Below are 18,651 nucleotides of genomic sequence, written 5' to 3'. Positions count from 1 at the left end.
TCGTCAACATTTTCTCACCTCACCTTTAGCACTCGTTTCGCACGAGTGCTAATACACTGAATAATATACCAAGCACCGTTAGCAAAGTCAAGGCGAGCTTGCTAAAATCTTCAGTGTTTTCGGTGTTTCTAGCCAGTGGCGGCCATTTTTTCAAGAAAAAAGAGCCGTTTAAATAAGCGGCTCGTCAAGCAAAAACTGTTGAAAGACTTCGTTACCTAAAAACTTGCCCTTGTTGGTCAGCCGGATGAAGCCATCATCGCGCTGTAACAAGCCTTGGCTTTCCAACTCAGGTACGGTCTCGCCATAAACGGCATCAACGGTCAGTTGATAGCGCTGATAGAAGCGTTTTTCACTTACACCGCGCATGGTTCGCAAGCCAAGAAACATTTCCTCTTCTATTTGTTCGGACACCGGAACCAAGTGATGGGCCAAAACCGGTAAATGATCGGTGTGAAGCGGCGTTAGGTACTGTTTGATCGGGCCATAATTGTGATACCGATCGCGACCAAGATAACCAAACGCACCAGCTCCAAAGCCAAAATATTTGTCATTTTGCCAGTAAAGCAGGTTGTGTTGGCATTGGTAGCCATCCTTGGCAAAATTGCTGATTTCATATTGATGTCTGCCATGTGCTTCCATCAAATCAATCGCGTCCTGATACATGTCGGCTTCGACATCCTGCGTTGGCAAGCGCAATTTGCCTTGGCGCATCAGGTTATAAAAAATAGTTTTCCGCTCGAGAATCAGTGAATATGTCGAATAGTGCGGCAAGTCTAAATCGAGGGCTTTTTGGAGACTATTTAAAAAATCGTCGCGACTTTGGTCTGGCAATCGGAAAATCAAATCAATCGACAAATTATCAAACCCGACTTTTCTGGCATTGGCAATCGCGGCATACACATCCTTGGCGCGATGAATCCGCCCGATCCGTTTGAGAACATCATCATTAAAAGACTGGACCCCGATCGAAAGCCGATTAACGCCATAGTCATGTAAAACCTGCAACTTATCGGTCGTCAGCAAATCATTGGGATTCGCCTCAAACGTGAATTCACCAGAATCGAAGTGTAAAATGTCGTGAATACCCTGGCAAAGTTTCGCCAACTGTTTAGGTGTCAGAGTTGTAGGTGTCCCGCCGCCGACATACACCGTTTCGATTTTCTCATCAGGGTGCTCGGACATGACCATCCGCATTTCCTTAAGCAGCATCGCAACATAGTCATCAACCGGCTGACCTTCAATGAAGACTTTATTGAAATCACAGTAGTAACAAATATGTTCGCAAAACGGAATATGAATATATGCGCCTGCCATTTTAACCCTTCCTCGCGAAATACTGACGGACCGCCGCTTCATCTTTCTTTAACTGGATAATCAAACCTTCTGCATTGGCAAATTTCACTTCACCGCGTAGATAGTGGTACCAACGAACCTGAACAGTTTTGCCATAAATCATACGGCTAAAATCCAGCAAATTAATCTCAAGCGTCACATCGCGATCACTGCCAAACGTAAGATTACGGCCGATCGAAGCCATCCCCAGATACCAAGTGCCGTCGACGTTTACCGTCACGGCATAAATCCCGATGCCAGGAAGCCGCTGCTGACCTAATGTTGCCAGATTAATGGTCGGAAAGCCAAGTTCTCGACCACGGGCTTCACCATGCACCACTTTGCCAGTCGTTAAATAAGCGTACCCTAAAAGCTCGTTTGCCGTATCGATATCACCTTGATCCAACGCATCACGAATCCGGGTCGAGCTGATTTTTGCACCATCTTCGGCCAACTTAGGTACGCTAACAACTTCAAACCTGCCGTGCGCGTAGTCGGGCAGCAACGCCATATTGGCAATCGCGCGTTTACCGTAAGTATAGTCAAAACCGGCCACAACTGTATCGGCTTTCAGGCCCACCAAATACTGATCCACAAACGCTTGCGGCGATAAGGCAGCAAATTCCGGTGTGAAGTGAACAAAATACAACAGATCCACGCCTAATCGCCGCATCAAATCGATCTTTTCTTCACGTGTTGACAGATACTGAATCGTTGTTTTACTAACGCCACGATAAACAACAGCCGGATGAATATCAAATGTCATCACGGCTAACGGCAATTTTTTGGCTAAAGCTATATGCTTTCCTGCTTTAATTACGGCTTGATGGCCGCGATGTACGCCATCAAAGAAACCCAGCGTTAAAACGATGGGCTGTGGCGGCGCCGCTGATGCTTGCAACGGCGGGTGAATATCAATGACTTCCATTAAAATTATCTCTCATTCTTCTCATTCGCTAAAAACATAATATCCGGGCGATACTGCTGCTTTTCGAACCGATAAATCGCCTTCAAAACGCCAGCATAGTGTAGACGAACCCGTGGCGCATGCAGCTGAAGGGTCAAAAATCGGCCATGCCGGACATCTTCATATTGATTTGTCGTCAAATCGACTTGCGGTAAATCGGCAAATGCAATGTCAATCGGTTGAATCACTGCCGCTAAAGTGCCCTCAGCAATATGTTGCTCCAAGGCTTCAAGGCTGACCGCTTGAGCTAATGTAAAACCGCCGCTTTTAATTCGCGTCAATTGGCTCATAACCGCAGCCAAACCCAGTGACCGGCCAACATCAACTGCCAAGGTTCGAATATAGGTTCCTTTGGACACTTCAGCTTCAAACCGAAAACGTTGGGTTCCCTTGGTTGCGTCGAAAACTGGTTCACTGGTTCGCTCAAACCGTTTTATCGTTACCTGACGTTTTGGTCGTTCAACCGACTCACCTGCCCGGGCATATTCATACAACCGTCTGCCATTCACTTTGACTGCGGAAAACATTGGCGGCACTTGGGTAATCTCGCCTGTCCATTGCGTGAGCACCTGATCCAGTTCATGTACCGCGACCGGCTTCACCAGCGGCGTTCGCTTCACCACCTCACCATCAAGATCTTCAGTGGTCGTGGCAAAGCCAAGTGTGATTTCGCCGGTATAAATTTTCCCACTGGCCATTAATTGGGGCACGGCTTTGGTTGCCGCACCAATCGCGAGCGGCAAAACACCGTCAACGTTCGGGTCAAGCGTGCCGGAATGACCGATTTTTTTAATGTGAAGAAGCTTGCGTGCATGATAAACGGCATCGGCACTGGTCATGCCGGTCGGTTTATACAGCGGAAGAATGCCGTTCATGAATTTGGCCCCTTTCAATTTTTAAAATTAAAAAACGCTGACTATTGTACGCCATCACGCTTTTGGCTTGGTATACATACTGCGATGATGCTTGACATGCACCGCATGTCGCCATCCTGCCCAAATGAAAATCAGTACTACCAAAATCGAAAAAAGCCAGTCCGGCGTTTTAACGTTAATCATAGGCAAACTTAATCCAAGCTTGATGGCAATAAGACCAACAAGTACATACGCCGCAGTTTCCAGTTCAGGTACCCGGTCAATGAAGGTCGTGATCACTTGAGCAACAATCCGCATCGCCAAAATACCTAAGCAACCACCGATTAAAACAATGACCGGATTACTGGAGACAGCCAAAGCGGCCAGGATTGAATCAACCGAGAAGACAATATCGAGGCTCTCAATTTGAAAAACCGTTCCCCATAAACCATGGACGCGTTTGGTTCGCTTGCCGGTTTTACTTTTTGGATGACGCACCGCATAAAAATAGCTGGCACTCATCCACACCAGATACAAAGCGCCAAGTGCCTTAATCGGCCAGAATTGCAGCAAATACGTTCCCAGTCCAATCGCAATGAAACGGAACAGATACGCCCCGCCCATGCCATACATCAAGGCCTTTTTACGGTCCGACTCAGCCTTAAGCTGTTCGGTTTGGGCAGCGAGAACGACCGCATTATCCACCGAGAGCATGCATTCTAAAAGAATTAAACTAAAAATCGTGATTAAACCGCTAACCGAAAAAGCTAGCTGCCAGTTGTGCACGGAAAAGAATGGTCCGTATAAGGCCTCTAAAAACTTGATCGCAATCCTTCCCTTCTCAATGTTTATTATTATACCGTTCAAGCCAGGAAAGCTAAAGCGGGGATCGCGAGAAAAGGAAGAATGCTCGTTGCATGATGATGTTATTGAAAATTGGCGCACCAAAAAAGGATCCAGTCTTTGCGACTGAATCCTTTCTGGGTGAACAGCGCTATTCCAAATTATTGCGCCGCACTTCGTTAATTAACTGATCAATACGGGCACCATACTGAACGGATTTGTCTTGAGCAAATTCGATTTCCGGCACCTTGAACAGCCGAATCCGCTGCCCGACTTCGCGCCGAATCAGTCCGCTGGCTTTATCCAAACCGGTTTGAGCAGCTTCGACTTTATCAGGTGCATCATCGAGAATACTGTAGAAAATAGTGGCATGTTGCAGATCACCGGTCAGTTTGACTCCGGTAATCGTCACGCCTTTGACCCGCGGATCGTTAACATCCTTCAACAAGATATCATCAACTTCACGTTGGATCTGAGTCTCAACTCGACCGATACGATGCTTCATCTGCGAATTACCTCCTGTTGAGCGTGAGCCGGCGCGCTTAGAAGCCGAAGTGTAAGTGGTCTTGGGCGTGATGGCGCTCCTTGCCATTGCGACCAAGTCCTTACACGCGGGCTTCTGCGCCGACGAACGCGTTATGGTGGAGCGTTCGTCAACTTTTCACAGCCAGCAAACGCCTATCCCTTAAATGATTTCCGTACACAGTTTACTTAACCGGTACTTCTTCCATCGTAAAGGCTTCGATCTGATCACCGACTTTAATATCGTTATAATTCTCAATGGTCAGCCCGAGTTCAAAGCCTTGGCGAACCTGCTTGACATCATCTTTAAACCGACGAAGTGAACCTAGTTTGCCTTCATACTTGACAATGCCATCACGGATGAGGCGAACGCCGGCATCGCGGGTAATATATCCAGAGTCAACGTAACCACCGACAACCGTACCGACTTTGGAAACCGGAATTGTTTCACGAACGGTGACCGTACCGATAACCTTCTCTTCATAAGTTGGTTCCAGCATGCCCTTCATCGCAGACTCGACTTCTTCGATTGCCTTGTAGATGACACTGTGCAGGCGAATATCAACATCATCTTGTTCCGCCTGCGCCTTAGCCATTGCTGTCGGCCGAACATTGAAGCCAATGATGATGGCATTACTTGCTGCAGCCAGTGTCACATCACTTTCATTAATTGCACCAACTGCTTGGTGGATAATGTTGACCTGAACGCCTTTGACTTCAATCTTTTCAAGACTACCAGCCAAGGCTTCAACAGATCCTTGGACATCCGCCTTAATGATGACGTCAACTTCTTTGAGTTGACCCTCTTTCATTGTTTCAAACAGATTATCCAAAGTGACATGGGTTGTGTTCTTACGTTCTTCTTCTTGGGCCCGTTTTGCCCGTTCTTCACCGGCAGCCCGTGCAGTCCGTTCATCCGCAAAGACAACGAACTTATCAGCGGATTGCGGCACGTCGTTAAGCCCGGTAATTTCGACTGGCATGGATGGTAACGCGTCCTTGACCCGGCGGCCATGATCGTTGGTCATAGCACGGACACGGCCAAAGGTATTTCCGACAACAATCGGATCGCCGGTGTGCAAAGTCCCTTGTTGAACCAAGACGGTTGCAACCGGTCCCTTACCTTTATCCAAACGTGCTTCGATAACCGTACCGACAGCTCGCTGATCAGGGTTAGCCTTCAATTCGAGCACATCCGCTTCCAGTAAGATCATTTCCAATAATTCGTCGATGTTCTTACCGAATTTAGCTGAGATCTTGACGAAAATCGTGTCGCCGCCCCAGTCTTCAGGAATCAGTCCATATTCGGTCAATTGTTCCATGACATGCTCCGGATTGGCACCTGGTTTATCGATTTTGTTGACCGCCACAATGATCGGCGCCTTGGCAGCCTGGGCGTGATGAATCGCTTCAATCGTTTGCGGCATCACACCATCGTCAGCAGCAACCACAAGGACAACAATATCGGTAATATCGGCACCGCGCGCCCGCATGTTGGTGAAGGCCGCATGCCCCGGAGTATCGAGGAAAGTAATCAACCGATCACGTAATTTAACCTGATAAGCCCCGATATGCTGCGTAATGCCACCGGCTTCGCCTTCAGTCACGTGCGTATGCCGTAACTTATCCAGCAAGGTCGTTTTACCATGGTCAACGTGCCCCATGATCGTCACAACTGGCGGCCGTGGCTGCAAGTTGTCTTGGTTCTTGTTTTCTTCTTCGAACACCTTGTCCAAATCGGAAATATCTTCGTGAACCTTTTCCTTCGCGTCAATACCATAATCGGTGGCCAAAAGTTCGATGGTATCTTTGTCCAGGCTCTGGTTCTGGTTGACCATAACGCCCAGCATAAACAGTTTCTTGATTAATTCAGCTGGCTCACGGTGAAGGATCTTGCCCAGTTCCTGAGCATTCATCCCAACTTCATAATTCAAGACTTCTGGTAACGGCCGCTCTTTGCGCTGTGGCATTTCTTTCTTCGGCTGGCTCTGCTGACGGCGCTTGTTCTTCTTGTTGCGCCGGTTGCTGTTGCGGTTAAACCCGTTGCGATTCCCAAAGCTGTTGCCGCGACCAAAGTTGTTATTCCCACCACCGCGCCGACTATTGCGGTTGTCCTGACTGCCGACCGTTGCGGGTTTGGCAGCTGGCGTAACGGCAGCCGGTTTTGTAAAGCGTTGATTGGTTTTTGCGGCTGGCTGTTCAGTGCGAGGACGTTGTTCTGTCCGTTGCGGCCGCTGTTCCGTCTGTGGCCGCTGCTGTGTCCGAGTCGACTCAAAGCGTTCAGGACGTTTACTCGCTACGGCTGGTTTAGCCTCTTGTTGGCGCTTTGGCTGTTGCCGTTCGGATTCCGGCTTGACGAATTTCCCGCCATTGCCTGCAACGGGACGCGGATTGCCATTGGCTGCGGTCGGACGTCCGGCACGTGGCATTGGTCCGGTCACACGTTGGTTGTCAAACCGCCGATTACGATCACGCCGATTGCGATCATTCGGGCGATTGTTATTCGCAGAACGGTTGTTATTGTTGCTGCGATTGGTATTGCGGTTCCCTGTTTTAGCAGCCGCTGCCGGTTGCTCGCCACCGCGGTTGTGATTCCCGGACTTATGTGCTGTCTGGGTGCCCCGTGGCCGCAAAATCGTTGACTTACTTAAAATGATTTTACCGTCAGCGGTTTTGTTAGACCGTGCCGGCTTATGCTCATGCCGGGTCGGTTTTTCTGCAGCTGCATGCTGATTATCTTTCGCACTTGTAGACGCTGCTGACTTGGTCGGTTTAGCAGCCGCTGATGTTGAAGGTGTTTTAGCTGCTGTAGACTTGCTCAACACCCCTTTGATTTTTGCTTCCTGATCTTGATCGATCGAGGACATGTGATTCTTGACTTCGATACCCAAGTTCTTGGCGATATCGATCACGTCTTTATTATCGACGTGCATTTCTTTGGCAAATTCATAAACGCGTTTTTTGCCCATTTCTTCACGCTCCCTGCAATTTAGGTGAGCAGCTCTTGCATCTTCTTGGCGAAGCCTGTATCTGCCACGGCAATGATTGAACGATCACTACCGATAGCCTGTGATAAGTCCATTTTGGAGAATACTGTCACCAAAGGAACTTTATAGTAGCTGCTTTTATCGGAAAACTTCTTACGGGTATTGGCACTTGCATCACTGGCGACAAACACCAGCTTTGCATCACCGGAACGAATCGCTCCTAACACCAGTTGGTCACCGGTGGTTAAGCGACTGGCGCGGCGGGCCAATCCCAATAAATTCAAAACGGCTTGTTTTTGCATGGTTACTTGCCGAATAGTTCCTGACGCGCCTTTTGATGATCGACATAAGCAAAAAGATCATCATAAAAGGTCGGGTCAATGGTGATACCGAAGGCTGCGTCAATCAGTTTCTTTCCTTTGGCCTGTTTCACGGCATCAGGATTCAACGCTACATATGCGCCCCGTCCTGCTGCTTTGCCAGTCGGATCGATTGCAACAACATTCTCCTTGTTCTTAACGATCCGAACAAGTTCTTTCTTGGGCATCATCGTGTTGCTTAGCAAGTCCTTGCGCATTGGAATCTTACGCTTTTTCATGGCTCGCCTCCTTATGCCTGTGACTGATCATCAGCGTTTGGCGTCACCGGCGTTGCATCAGATGCATCATCCGCCTGCTCCGTTTCAGCTGTGTCATCGCTCGGTGCTTCTGTGTCATCTGCCTGATCATCCGAAGCTTCAGCAGCCTCGGCTTCTGCTTCAGACAACTCATCGTCATCCACGAATTCAACTTCGGACTCTGGCTTAATATCGATCTTATAACCAGTCAACTTTGCGGCAAGCCGCGCATTTTGACCTTTTTTACCGATGGCCAATGATAGCTGATAATCAGGAACGATGACCGTGGCCGAACGATCATTATCTTCATCGTTGAACTGAACCGCGATGACTTGGGCAGGATTCAAGGCATTGGCGATGTAATCGGCAGGATCTTCTTCCCACTGAACAACATCCATGTTTTCACCTGACAACTCATTGACTACCGCCTGCACCCGAGCACCGCGCGGGCCAACCGTTGTGCCGACAGCATCGACAGCATCGTTAGTTGCCCGAACCGCAATCTTCGTCCGATCGCCGGGTTCACGCGCAATATTGACAATTTCAACCGTGCCGTCGAAAATCTCCGGAACTTCTTGCTCAAACAAGCGTTTAACCAAGCCCGGATGCGTTCGACTAACGAAGACTTGGGGGCCTTTGCTGGTATTTTCGACTTTGGTCACATAAACCTTGATGCGATCGTGCGCCTCATACTTCTCGTTCGGCATCTGATCTTGGCGACCTAAAACCGCTTCGATCTTACCTAAATTGACGTAGATGAACCGATTATCGCGCCGCTCGACAACGCCTTGTAAAATTTCATCTTCATACTGGGAATATTCATCATAAACAATACTGCGTTCGGCTTCCCGCACACGCTGCATAATGACCTGCTTGGCTGTTTGTGCAGCGATTCGTCCGAAATCTTTAGGGGTAACTTCGAATTTGATTTTATCGCCGATTTCGTAAGCTTTATTAATCGCCAACGCATCCTTGAGACTTACTTCTAACCGCGAATCAAAAACTTCATCAGTCACTTCTTTGACAGCATAGACATGGATGTCGCCTTGTTTAGGATCAAATTCCACATCGACATTTTGTGCCTGATTGTAATTACGCTTATACGCGGAAACCAATGCGGCTTCCAAAGCTTCGATCACAACCTCTTTCTTAACACCTTTTTCTTGCTCTAAGGCGTCAAGTGCTTGGATCATTTCCTTTGACATGCTTTTCTTACCTCCACTAGAATTCGATCGCCAACCGTGCAGAAGCGATCAATTTTCGGTCGATGACCTGATCGAATTTGCGGCTTTTATCTTTGACCGTTAATGTCAGCTGGTCAGGCTTCAGATCTTTCAAAGTACCTTCGAAGATTTTCTTACCGTCCAGCTTTTTGAATAGCGAGACATGAATGTAGTCGCCGACTGCCTGCTCATAATCCATCTCACGTTTCAAAGGTCGCTCGGCACCGGGACTGGAAACTTCGAGGAAGTATTGTTGCGGAATCGGATCCGGGTCCATACTGTCCAGTTTCTCGGACAAAGCTTCGCTGACCAAGACACATTCATCCAATGTGATGCCGCCTGGCTTGTCGATATACACCCGCAAGTACCAGCCGCCGCCTTCCTTCACAAATTCGATATCCGTGAGGTAAAAATGATGGTCGTCCAAAATCGGTTTGACCAAAGCGGTCACGGTTTCAACAACCGATTGCGTACTCAAGCCACCGCCTCCTTTATTGTTCACTCAAGACTTTTGATTCTAACGGTTGCCAGACAAACATCATGACGTTCGCCAATAAAAAGAGTGAGCATCGCTGCTCACTCACCGCCAGAACCTTACTTTACTATTGCTACAATACCATAGATAGCCGTCACTTGCAAACAGGCAGTCCGTTGTGGTAGTAAGCGTGACTACCAACTTCACATGATTTTGCTACTTTGGGGTTATGCCACCATCATATTGCCTGACATTTTAAAATAATCCGTCAAAAAGCGAGAGTTGGTTCTCGTCCGGTAAATCGTCTAGCACATGGTTGGTTGTCATGTAATCAATCAGTGTCTTGGAGACTTTACCACGATTGGCAAGATCTTCTTTGGACAGGAACGGCTTTTCTTCGCGGGCGGCGACAATCTGCTTCGCAACGTTATCGCCCAACCCCGGAACCGCACGGAACGGCGCCAGAATCGTGTGGTCATCTTGAATCAGGAAATCATGCGAATCAGACTTAGTGACATCAATCATTTTAATCTTGAAGCCGCGTTCCAGACATTCATTGGCAATCTCAAGCACGGTCAAAAGTTGCTTCTCTTTCGTCGAAGCATCCATCCCTTTGTCAGTGATTTCCTTCATGGCAGCCTTAACCGCTTCTTTGCCGTGGCTCATCGCGGCCAGATCAAAGTCTTCCGCACGGACCGAGAAGTAAGCCGTGTAGTACACCAGCGGATAATGAACCTTGAACCAGGCAATTCGTAACGCCATCAAAATATACGCTGTAGCGTGGGCTTTCGGGAACATATACTTGATCTTCAGGCAGGAATCGATGTACCAGTCCGGCACATTTTCATTTTCCCGCATGGCTTTTTGCCAATCATCCGGAATCCCGCGCCCTTTACGCACGTGTTCCATAATGTTAAAGGCCATCGAGTCATCCATGCCCCAATGAATCAAGTCCATCATGATGTTATCACGACAACCGATGACTTCTTTTAGCGTGACGATGCCTTGCTTGATCAATTCTTCGGCATTGCCTAACCACACGTCGGTCCCATGCGAAAGACCAGAAATTTGAAGCAACTCGCTGAAGGTTGTCGGTTTGGTTTCTTCGAGCATACCGCGGACAAACCGGGTACCAAATTCAGGAATGCCCAGTGTGCCCATTTTCGAATTGATCTGTTCAGGCGTAACTCCGAGACTTTCAGTGCCGGAGAAAAGCGCCATCACACCAGGGTCATCGGTTGGAATCGACTTTGGCTCGACGCCGGATAAATCCTGCAACATGCGGATCATCGTCGGATCATCATGGCCCAGCACATCCATTTTCAAAATATTGTCATGAATTGAATGGAAATCAAAGTGGGTCGTCATCCAAGCGGCGTTTTGATCGTCAGCCGGATACTGGATCGGGGTAAAGTCGTAAATATCCATATCAGCCGGGACGATTAGAATGCCGGCAGGATGTTGTCCGGTTGTCCGTTTAACCCCGGTATCGCCTTGCGCCAGCCGATCGATTTCCGCACCGCGCAGTTGCTGGCCAGTGTCGCGTTCATAAGCTTTCACATAACCATACGCTGTCTTGTCAGCAACCGTACCGATTGTTCCGGCCCGAAAACTGTGATCCTCGCCAAACATGACCTTGATATAGTTATGGGCGATCGGTTGATAATCACCGGAAAAGTTCAAATCAATATCCGGCACCTTATCGCCGTGGAACCCAAGGAAGGTTTCAAAGGGAATGTCATGGCCGTCTTTGTGCAGCTCGGCGCCACACTTCGGGCAGACCTTGTCAGGCAAGTCAAAACCGGAACCGACTTCGCCATGCGTAAAGAATTCACTGTATTGACACTTAGGACAGCGATAATGCGGCGGCAACGGATTGACCTCTGTGATGCCCGCCATCGTCGCCGCCAGACTAGAACCAACCGATCCTCGCGAACCTACCAGGTATCCGTCCTTGTTCGACTTCAAAACCAGTCGTTGGGCAATGTTGTAGATGACCGAGAATCCGTTACCGATGATACTTTTTAGCTCTTTGTCCAGCCGTTGCTCGACGATTTCCGGCAAAGGATCACCGTATAATTCATGGGCAGTGGTCATGACATCATGCTTGAGTTTGTCTTCCACACCAGGCACATCAGGCGTATAGAGTTTGGTTTTGACTGGCGAAATGTCATCATCAATCCAGTCCGCAATCAAATTGGAATTGGTCACAACCAACTCTTTGGCTTTTTCAGCACCTAGCCAGTCAAAGTCATCCAGCATTTCCCGGGTTGAGCGAAAATGCACATCAGGCAGACTGTGGCGATTCAGCGGGTTGGCACCGCCTTGGCTATGAATCAGAATTTTGCGATAAATGGCATCGTGTTCATCAAGGTAGTGAGCATCACCAGTTACCACCACCGGTTTCTCCATGTCTTCGCCGATTTTGATGATTTTTTTCAAAATATCCTTTAGATGTGATTCGCCTTTGATCAAATCTGCTTCCAACAAGGGCTGATAAACCGGTAACGGCTGGATTTCAAGATAATCATAGAAAGCCGCCTTTTCCCGAGCCTCGGCTTCACCTTTTTGCATCATTGCCGTGAAAACTTCACCATTGGAGCAAGCCGATCCAACAAGCAAACCTTCACGCAATTTTTGCAACTGACTGCGCGGCACCCGTGGTACGCGGTAGAAATATTTCACATTGGAAAGTGAAACCAGCTTGAACAGATTCTTCAATCCCGCCTGCGTCTTAGCCAAAACCACGGCATGACTCGGTCGGGCAGCCTTGTAAGCATCGCCCGCGCCAACCCGGTCATTGAGTTGATTAAGCTTGGTCATGCCATAAAGTTTGGCCGCTTCCTTTTCCAATGCGTAAAGCAAATAACCGGTTGCTTCGGCATCGGCGTTGGCGCGATGGTGGTGTTCCAAGCTGACTTTGTACAGCTTAGCCAGTGTATCGAGCTTATGATTCTTGCGTTCCGGATGCAGCATTCGGGATAATTCCAGTGTATCAATGACAGGATTGTCGATGTCTGGAAGTCCGTGGCGTTCATACCCGTTATCCAAAAAGCCTACGTCAAACGTCACATTGTGGCCAACCATGATGGCACCGTCACAAAATTGTTGGAAAAGTTTGAAGACTTCTTCTTCCGACTTTGAGCCGTGCACCATGTCATCGGTAATATGCGTCAGATTAATCGTCAACTCCGACAATGGAAAACCGGGATCAATCATTTCTTCGAATTGATTGATCACTTGGCCGTCCTTCATCTTAACCGCAGCCAGTTCAATGACCTTGTCATAGACCGCTGACAATCCGGTTGTTTCAACGTCAAAGACAACATATTCAGCGTCAGCAAGGTCACGAGGTTCATCAGCGCGGTAAGCAACGGGTGTGCCATCGTCAACTAGGTTAATTTCAACCCCGTATAGCATTTTTAATCCGGCTTTATCTGCCGCTGTGTGTGCTTCTGGGTAAGCCTGCAGGCCGGCATGATCCGTCACGGCAATGGCTTTATGACCCCATTCTTTTGCGCGGTTAACAAAATCGGTGATCGAATTCGTTGCATCCATTTGACTCATGTTGGTATGCAAATGGAGTTCCACCCGTTTTTCACCGTCTACGTCATCAGTCGGATCGGGGTGTGAAACAGTTTGAATATCCTGGGCATTAATCGTCAATTCACGGGAATAATTGTCTTCTTGAACACTGCCCCGTACGCGCAGCCACTGGCCCTTCTGAATTCGGGCAAACATCGCCTCATCATCAGCGCCATTACTAAACTTCTTGGCGATGAAGCTTGAACTATAATCCGTGATCTTAAAGATTAATAATTGCCGTTTGGAGCGTAACTCACGCACTTCCACATCAAAAACGTAGCCTTCAACGGTAACCGACCGCTCCTCTTGTGTGATGGTCACCATCTGCTGTGGCGGGTCACTCATTTTTAGCTGACGCCCCATTTGAACTGGGCCATCAGTGCTTTCTTGTTTCTGCTTGGCGGCTTGACGTTTAACCACTTCGGCCGCGGCCTGCGCCATTTTGGCCGTTTGGGCGGCTTTTTGGGCTTCGAAGGCGGCCACTGACTGGGCGGCCTGCTCTTCATCAACTTCCGCCTGCATCCGCAACCCGGTGAATCCGACTTGCTGATAGGTCTCCTCAAGTTTGCCTAAGCCCTGATGAATCAGGTATTGGCGAACCTGTTCGTTTTCTGCCGTGATCACCGCGCGACCATTGACCAAAGTCGGAACCTGTTTTTCACACAATTCCCGCACAATGCCGGTGCCGATTTCCGCGTTTTGCACGACGAACCGCCAATATTGGGCCAGCAATTCATCGGTTAAAACCGGATGAGCCACCGAAATGGTCAAGTTGGTTTTGGCAATTTGCTTAAACGCAAGTGGCAATTGGGTCGCCAGTGGATTAAAAATCTGAAACGGCAAAATCGCGGGAAATCCCAGCGTAAAGTCATACCGCTGCGATTGCTCGTGGATTGTCACGCCTTGGACCACACCTTCTGCCAGCGCCGGATCATTTTTGACATCCGCCGGCAAATCAAGTTGATCCAGTAATTTTTCAAACATCTCATGTTGGGATAAAGCCAAATTGTGCACCCCTCTTAGATGGCAGAAACTGGGACAACCCGCCGCGTGGTGATCAATGCTATGTCGAGAAATTGCTTTTGACATGGTGATCATCGGATTGGCGATTTTGCCCCAGCATCATCGTAATCAATTATGCTTTTGCCTGTTCTTGTTTATGCAGCTGGGCCATGAGGATTTTGATCGAACTGATCAGCTCTTCCTTCTTGACTTCAATGGTCTCGCCGGTTTTACGCAACTTCAGTTCAACAATCTCGTCGACCGCTTTTTTACCGACTGTCACGCGTAATGGCACCCCGATCAAGTCGGAATCGGCGAATTTAACCCCCGGCCGCTCATTACGGTCATCAACCAAAACGCTGTAACCAGCCTCTTCAAGCATACTTTCGATTGAGGCAGTTAACGTCTTTTGCTCCTCGCGCTTTAGATTAACCGGAATTAAGTGAATGTCAAATGGTGCGATCGTCGTTGGCCAAATCAAGCCATGATCGTCAGCTTGCTGTTCGGCAATCGCTGAAAGCAGGCGCGAAACACCGATCCCATATGAACCCATGATGATGGGTTGGCTGCGACCATTTTCATCGAGAAAATTGGCACCCATGGTTTCTGAGTAACGTGTGCCCAACTTAAAGATATGGCCGATTTCGATCCCCCGGGTAAACTTAAGCACGCCCTGGCCATCCGGCGAGACTTCGCCTTCCTTGACAAAGCGGATATCAGCAAAGCTTTCCGGTGTGACATCACGATCAAAGTTAACATTTAGAAAATGGGTGTGCGCCTTGTTGGCACCTGCAACCAGGTTCGTCAAGCCGCTTAAACTGTTATCGGCAATAATCCGCACATCTTTGTCGACGTTAACCGGACCGATATTGCCAACTTCGGCATGCATGACTGTCTCAACCTGTTCAGGGGTTGCCATTTCAAGAAAGTCCGCACCTAAAATGTTCTTTAGCTTGGTGTCGTTCAGTTCATAATCACCACGCACCAGGGCCAGGACTGGTGCGCCATCAGCCATAAACAAAACGGCCTTAATCAGTTTTTGCTCAGGCACCTTCAATAATGCTGCTACTTCAGCGATGGTTTTGGCATCTTTGGTATCAACCGATTTTAATTCCGCCTGGGCTTCCACGCCTTGCTTAGGTAGCGGCATGCTGGTAGCCATTTCCAGATTAGCAGCATAGTCAGAACTATCGGAATAAACGATGGTATCTTCACCGATTGGCGCAATGGCAGAGAACTCCTTAGAATCCTTACCACCCATGGCCCCGCCATCACCAATAATGGTGCGGTAGCGCAGCCCTAAACGATCAAAGATATTGGTGTAAGCATGTTCCATCTGGCGATAAATCGTATCCAGATCCTGATCATTGCTGGTAAATGAATAAGCATCTTTCATAATAAATTCGCGACCCCGTAACACCCCATAACGCGGACGATCTTCATCGCGGAACTTATCCTGAATTTGATAAAGAACCAAAGGCATGCGTTTATAAGACTTTAGTTCATTACGTACCAAGTCCGTGAAGGTTTCTTCATGGGTCGGTCCCAGAATCATTTTACGATCCTGGCGATTTTTCAGCTTAAACAGGTTCGGTCCATAAGTTTCATAACGTCCGGATTCTTCCCAGAGTTCGGCTGGCAACAAGACCGGCATCTTCATCTTAACCGCATCAATCTTCGTCATTTCATCGTCAATGATGGCTTCAATGCGAGTTAGGACGCGTTCAGCAAGCGGCAAATAAGCGTAAACACCAGCTTGAACTTGGCGAACAAAGCCAGAACGTAACATCATTTTATGCGATTTTGCTTCCGCCGAACTCGGTACTTCTTTTTCTGTGGGAATAAACATCCGTGATTGTTTCATGTCAGCCTCCAAAGCTAGTTTATTTAAAAGTAACGCATAATGTCATTAATCGTGACGGCGAGCATCAACAAGACCATCAAACCCAGACCGATCATCGTGACTACACCTTCAGTTTCCGGTTTGAGTGGCTTACGCCGAATGATTTCGATTAGGTTTAATAGAATTTTCCCGCCGTCCAAGACCGGAATCGGCAGTAGGTTTGAAATACCTAAGCCAAGACTTAGGTAACCCATGAAGAACAGCAAGCCGGCAAGCCCGCCCTTAGCACTTTGGCTGGTCATGGTATAAATGCCAACCGGCCCGGCGAGCTTATTGAGTGAAAATCCACCAGTGACCATTGATTTCAAAACATCCCAAGTACGAACAGCTAGATCCCATGTTTGGGTAAACCCATAAGTAAAGGCGCGCGCCGGTGACTTCTCAACGGGCACCATCACGCCAATCTTGCCTTTCTTATCCGGTTTAATCGCAATATTTTGCGTTTTGCCATCCTGCTTGACAGTAAACATGACTGATTTGCCGGCATGCTTGCTGACCTGAGTTGAAAGGTCCGTAAATGAATGGATCTTTTTGCCGTCAATCGACTCAACTCTAGCATTCGATTTAAGTCCTGCTTGGGCAGCCGGATAATCGGGAAGAACGTTTCCGACTTGATTGGTGTTGAAAATCTGCACACCAAAAATCAGGCCATAAATGATGAACGTCAAAATAGCGAGAATAAAGTTATTCATCGGTCCGGCAAAATTGACCAAGAGCCGCCGCCAAACCGGTGCATTTTGAAATTGCACGTCTTCCGGCGCAATCTGGACTTCCGTGCCGTCTTCTTCGATGATGGTGGCGTCATGATCAACCTGCCAGCTTTGCAAGGTCGCTTCATCACCATTCGGATAGCCTTCAATAACGAGATCCTTGACCAAATCGACGCGACTGACCTGAACCGGCATGCCGCCTTCTAATGTCGTTTTGTCGCTGGCATTAATGCGGACAACTTTACCGGCATCGTTCAAAATCAGGCTCAGCATCGTGCCTGGTTTGATATCATCTTCATCATCCTGCCAGCCTGCCATACGCACATAACCGCCCAGCGGCAACAAGCGCAATGTATAGGTCGTATTATTTTTATGCGACGCCCACAGCTTAGGCCCCATGCCAATCGAAAATTCACGCACCAGAATACCGCTGCGTTTTGCAAAGTAGAAATGGCCAAACTCGTGAACCACCACAAGAATGCAGAAGATAACAATAAAAGCAATGATTGTGGTCATATGCGCTCCTTAAAGGTTAGACAATGCCAAAGAGATGCAACATTGGCAATACCAGCAGTAGACTGTCGAACCGATCCAAGATGCCGCCATGTCCCGGTAAAATTTTCCCGGAATCCTTAACACCGTAGAACCGTTTCAACGCGGATTCAATCAAATCCCCGATTTGCCCGATAACGGATAAACACAGCGCAATGCCCATCATCGGCCAGAATGTATAATATTGCGGTAAAAACATTAAGTAAATAGCAGCGGTAATCAACGCAAGGACGATACCACCGATGCTGCCTTCAATCGTTTTGTTGGGGCTAATCGCCGGCCATAGTTTGTGACGGCCCAACTTACGGCCGATCATATAAGCACCGGTATCGGTAAGCCAGACGATTAACAGCGCAAACATCAACGTATCCAAACCTGCATCATTCCGCACGCTGATCAGATAATGAAAACCGGTTCCAATGTAAAAGAACGAAAGCACCGAGACGCCGATATCATCGAAGGTTGTTCTGTTTTTGGTTGTGACCGTTAAAAATAGCAACAAGGCAACCGCAACATAGATCAAATCAATACGGCCCAAAAAGGCAGGCAGCCAGCGGAAAAAGCTATTTGGCAAAACAACGACCAAGACACCAAGCGCCGCTATCAGGAAATCAGGCGAAAGAATAATCCGCTTCCGCATAATATAGACTTCTGACAAAGCGATCAATGCCAAAACCGCCCCGGCTGTATCGATCCAACCGCCGCCCAGGATTAAAATCGGAATAAAAATCGCTAAGGCAACGACCGCCGTTATGACCCGTTGTTTCATGATAAAAAATCCTCCATCACCATTTCATTAATTGATTATTTTTTCAAACCGCCAAAGCGACGATCGCGCGCTTGATAGGCTGCGATCGCCGACTCAAGGGCAGCCGGTGAGAAGTCCGGCCAATAATCATCCACAAAAACCAGTTCACTGTAAGCAATCTGCCATAGTAAAAAGTTTGAAATCCGTAACTCCCCGCTGGTTCGTATCAACAGATCCGGATCCGCCATCGGGCCCAAAAAACCTGTCATCAAAGCGGACGAAAAACGGGAATCGTCAATTTCCTCTGGCTTGAGCGTACCTTCCTGAACCTG

The 18,651-nt window shown here is 48.2% G+C and carries 15 protein-coding genes; all 15 read right to left on the bottom strand.

Translation table 11 applies throughout. The features are described from left to right. Window positions 1-168 precede the first annotated feature (168 nt). Window positions 169-1,314 (bottom strand): radical SAM family heme chaperone HemW, encoded by a 1,146-nt coding sequence (gene hemW / locus GSO_RS01330; protein WP_010488115.1) that lies wholly within the window; start codon window positions 1,312-1,314, stop codon window positions 169-171. Between the two features lies 1 nt (window position 1,315). Next, the gene (ribF, locus tag GSO_RS01325; RefSeq protein WP_010488114.1) at window positions 1,316-2,260 is read right to left on the bottom strand and encodes a riboflavin biosynthesis protein RibF; all 945 of its coding nucleotides are present in this window, start codon (window positions 2,258-2,260) and stop codon (window positions 1,316-1,318) included. Between the two features lie 5 nt (window positions 2,261-2,265). Continuing rightward, window positions 2,266-3,174, bottom strand: a complete 909-nt coding sequence (gene truB, locus GSO_RS01320; protein ID WP_010488112.1) for a tRNA pseudouridine(55) synthase TruB — start codon at window positions 3,172-3,174, stop codon at window positions 2,266-2,268. Between the two features lie 54 nt (window positions 3,175-3,228). Then, on the bottom strand, window positions 3,229-4,020 hold the full coding sequence (locus GSO_RS01315) for a DUF475 domain-containing protein (RefSeq protein WP_029345492.1): 792 nt from the start codon (window positions 4,018-4,020) through the stop codon (window positions 3,229-3,231). 127 nt (window positions 4,021-4,147) lie between these two features. Then, window positions 4,148-4,501, bottom strand: a complete 354-nt coding sequence (rbfA, locus tag GSO_RS01310) for a 30S ribosome-binding factor RbfA (protein ID WP_010488108.1) — start codon at window positions 4,499-4,501, stop codon at window positions 4,148-4,150. 202 nt (window positions 4,502-4,703) lie between these two features. Next, the gene (gene infB, locus GSO_RS01305; RefSeq protein ID WP_010488106.1) at window positions 4,704-7,487 is read right to left on the bottom strand and encodes a translation initiation factor IF-2; all 2,784 of its coding nucleotides are present in this window, start codon (window positions 7,485-7,487) and stop codon (window positions 4,704-4,706) included. Between the two features lie 20 nt (window positions 7,488-7,507). Further along, complete coding sequence (locus GSO_RS01300) at window positions 7,508-7,807, bottom strand: YlxQ-related RNA-binding protein (protein ID WP_010488104.1); 300 nt, start codon at window positions 7,805-7,807, stop codon at window positions 7,508-7,510. Window positions 7,808-7,809: 2 nt separating this feature from the next. Continuing rightward, window positions 7,810-8,103 carry an RNase P modulator RnpM gene (rnpM, locus tag GSO_RS01295; protein WP_010488102.1) on the bottom strand — a complete coding sequence of 98 codons (294 nt, stop codon included), beginning with the start codon at window positions 8,101-8,103 and terminating at the stop codon, window positions 7,810-7,812. Window positions 8,104-8,114: 11 nt separating this feature from the next. Continuing rightward, window positions 8,115-9,326: a transcription termination factor NusA gene (gene nusA / locus GSO_RS01290; RefSeq protein ID WP_010488100.1), complete on the bottom strand. Its 1,212-nt coding sequence runs from the start codon at window positions 9,324-9,326 to the stop codon at window positions 8,115-8,117. A 16-nt stretch (window positions 9,327-9,342) separates the two neighbouring features. Next, a complete protein-coding gene (gene rimP, locus GSO_RS01285; protein WP_010488098.1) occupies window positions 9,343-9,822 on the bottom strand; it encodes a ribosome maturation factor RimP in 480 nt (159 codons plus the stop codon). A gap of 252 nt (window positions 9,823-10,074) precedes the next feature. Further along, window positions 10,075-14,409 (bottom strand): PolC-type DNA polymerase III, encoded by a 4,335-nt coding sequence (locus GSO_RS01280; protein WP_010488096.1) that lies wholly within the window; start codon window positions 14,407-14,409, stop codon window positions 10,075-10,077. Window positions 14,410-14,539: 130 nt separating this feature from the next. Beyond that, window positions 14,540-16,270: a proline--tRNA ligase gene (locus GSO_RS01275; RefSeq protein ID WP_010488094.1), complete on the bottom strand. Its 1,731-nt coding sequence runs from the start codon at window positions 16,268-16,270 to the stop codon at window positions 14,540-14,542. Between the two features lie 23 nt (window positions 16,271-16,293). Beyond that, window positions 16,294-17,535 (bottom strand): RIP metalloprotease RseP, encoded by a 1,242-nt coding sequence (rseP, locus tag GSO_RS01270; protein ID WP_010488091.1) that lies wholly within the window; start codon window positions 17,533-17,535, stop codon window positions 16,294-16,296. Window positions 17,536-17,551: 16 nt separating this feature from the next. Continuing rightward, a complete protein-coding gene (locus GSO_RS01265; RefSeq protein ID WP_010488089.1) occupies window positions 17,552-18,340 on the bottom strand; it encodes a phosphatidate cytidylyltransferase in 789 nt (262 codons plus the stop codon). Window positions 18,341-18,375: 35 nt separating this feature from the next. Further along, the coding region (locus GSO_RS01260; RefSeq protein WP_010488086.1) for an undecaprenyl diphosphate synthase family protein at window positions 18,376-18,651 on the bottom strand (276 nt) is incomplete at its 5' end.

The sequence above is a fragment of the Lacticaseibacillus zeae DSM 20178 = KCTC 3804 genome (assembly GCF_000260435.1).
Lineage (GTDB): Bacteria > Bacillota > Bacilli > Lactobacillales > Lactobacillaceae > Lacticaseibacillus > Lacticaseibacillus zeae.
This window is presented reverse-complemented; position numbering and strand designations above follow the sequence as displayed.

Excerpts from the sequence above, each read along its gene's own strand:
- nusA (WP_010488100.1), bottom strand. The coding sequence starts at position 9,326 with ATGTCAAAGGAAATGATCCAAGCACTTGACGCCTTAGAGCAAGAAAAA.
- infB (WP_010488106.1), bottom strand. The coding sequence starts at position 7,487 with ATGGGCAAAAAACGCGTTTATGAATTTGCCAAAGAAATGCACGTCGAT.
- ribF (WP_010488114.1), bottom strand. The coding sequence starts at position 2,260 with ATGGAAGTCATTGATATTCACCCGCCGTTGCAAGCATCAGCGGCGCCG.
- GSO_RS01300 (WP_010488104.1), bottom strand. The coding sequence starts at position 7,807 with ATGCAAAAACAAGCCGTTTTGAATTTATTGGGATTGGCCCGCCGCGCC.
- truB (WP_010488112.1), bottom strand. The coding sequence starts at position 3,174 with ATGAACGGCATTCTTCCGCTGTATAAACCGACCGGCATGACCAGTGCC.
- GSO_RS01265 (WP_010488089.1), bottom strand. The coding sequence starts at position 18,340 with ATGAAACAACGGGTCATAACGGCGGTCGTTGCCTTAGCGATTTTTATT.
- rseP (WP_010488091.1), bottom strand. The coding sequence starts at position 17,535 with ATGACCACAATCATTGCTTTTATTGTTATCTTCTGCATTCTTGTGGTG.
- rbfA (WP_010488108.1), bottom strand. The coding sequence starts at position 4,501 with ATGAAGCATCGTATCGGTCGAGTTGAGACTCAGATCCAACGTGAAGTT.
- hemW (WP_010488115.1), bottom strand. The coding sequence starts at position 1,314 with ATGGCAGGCGCATATATTCATATTCCGTTTTGCGAACATATTTGTTAC.
- GSO_RS01275 (WP_010488094.1), bottom strand. The coding sequence starts at position 16,270 with ATGAAACAATCACGGATGTTTATTCCCACAGAAAAAGAAGTACCGAGT.
- rnpM (WP_010488102.1), bottom strand. The coding sequence starts at position 8,103 with ATGAAAAAGCGTAAGATTCCAATGCGCAAGGACTTGCTAAGCAACACG.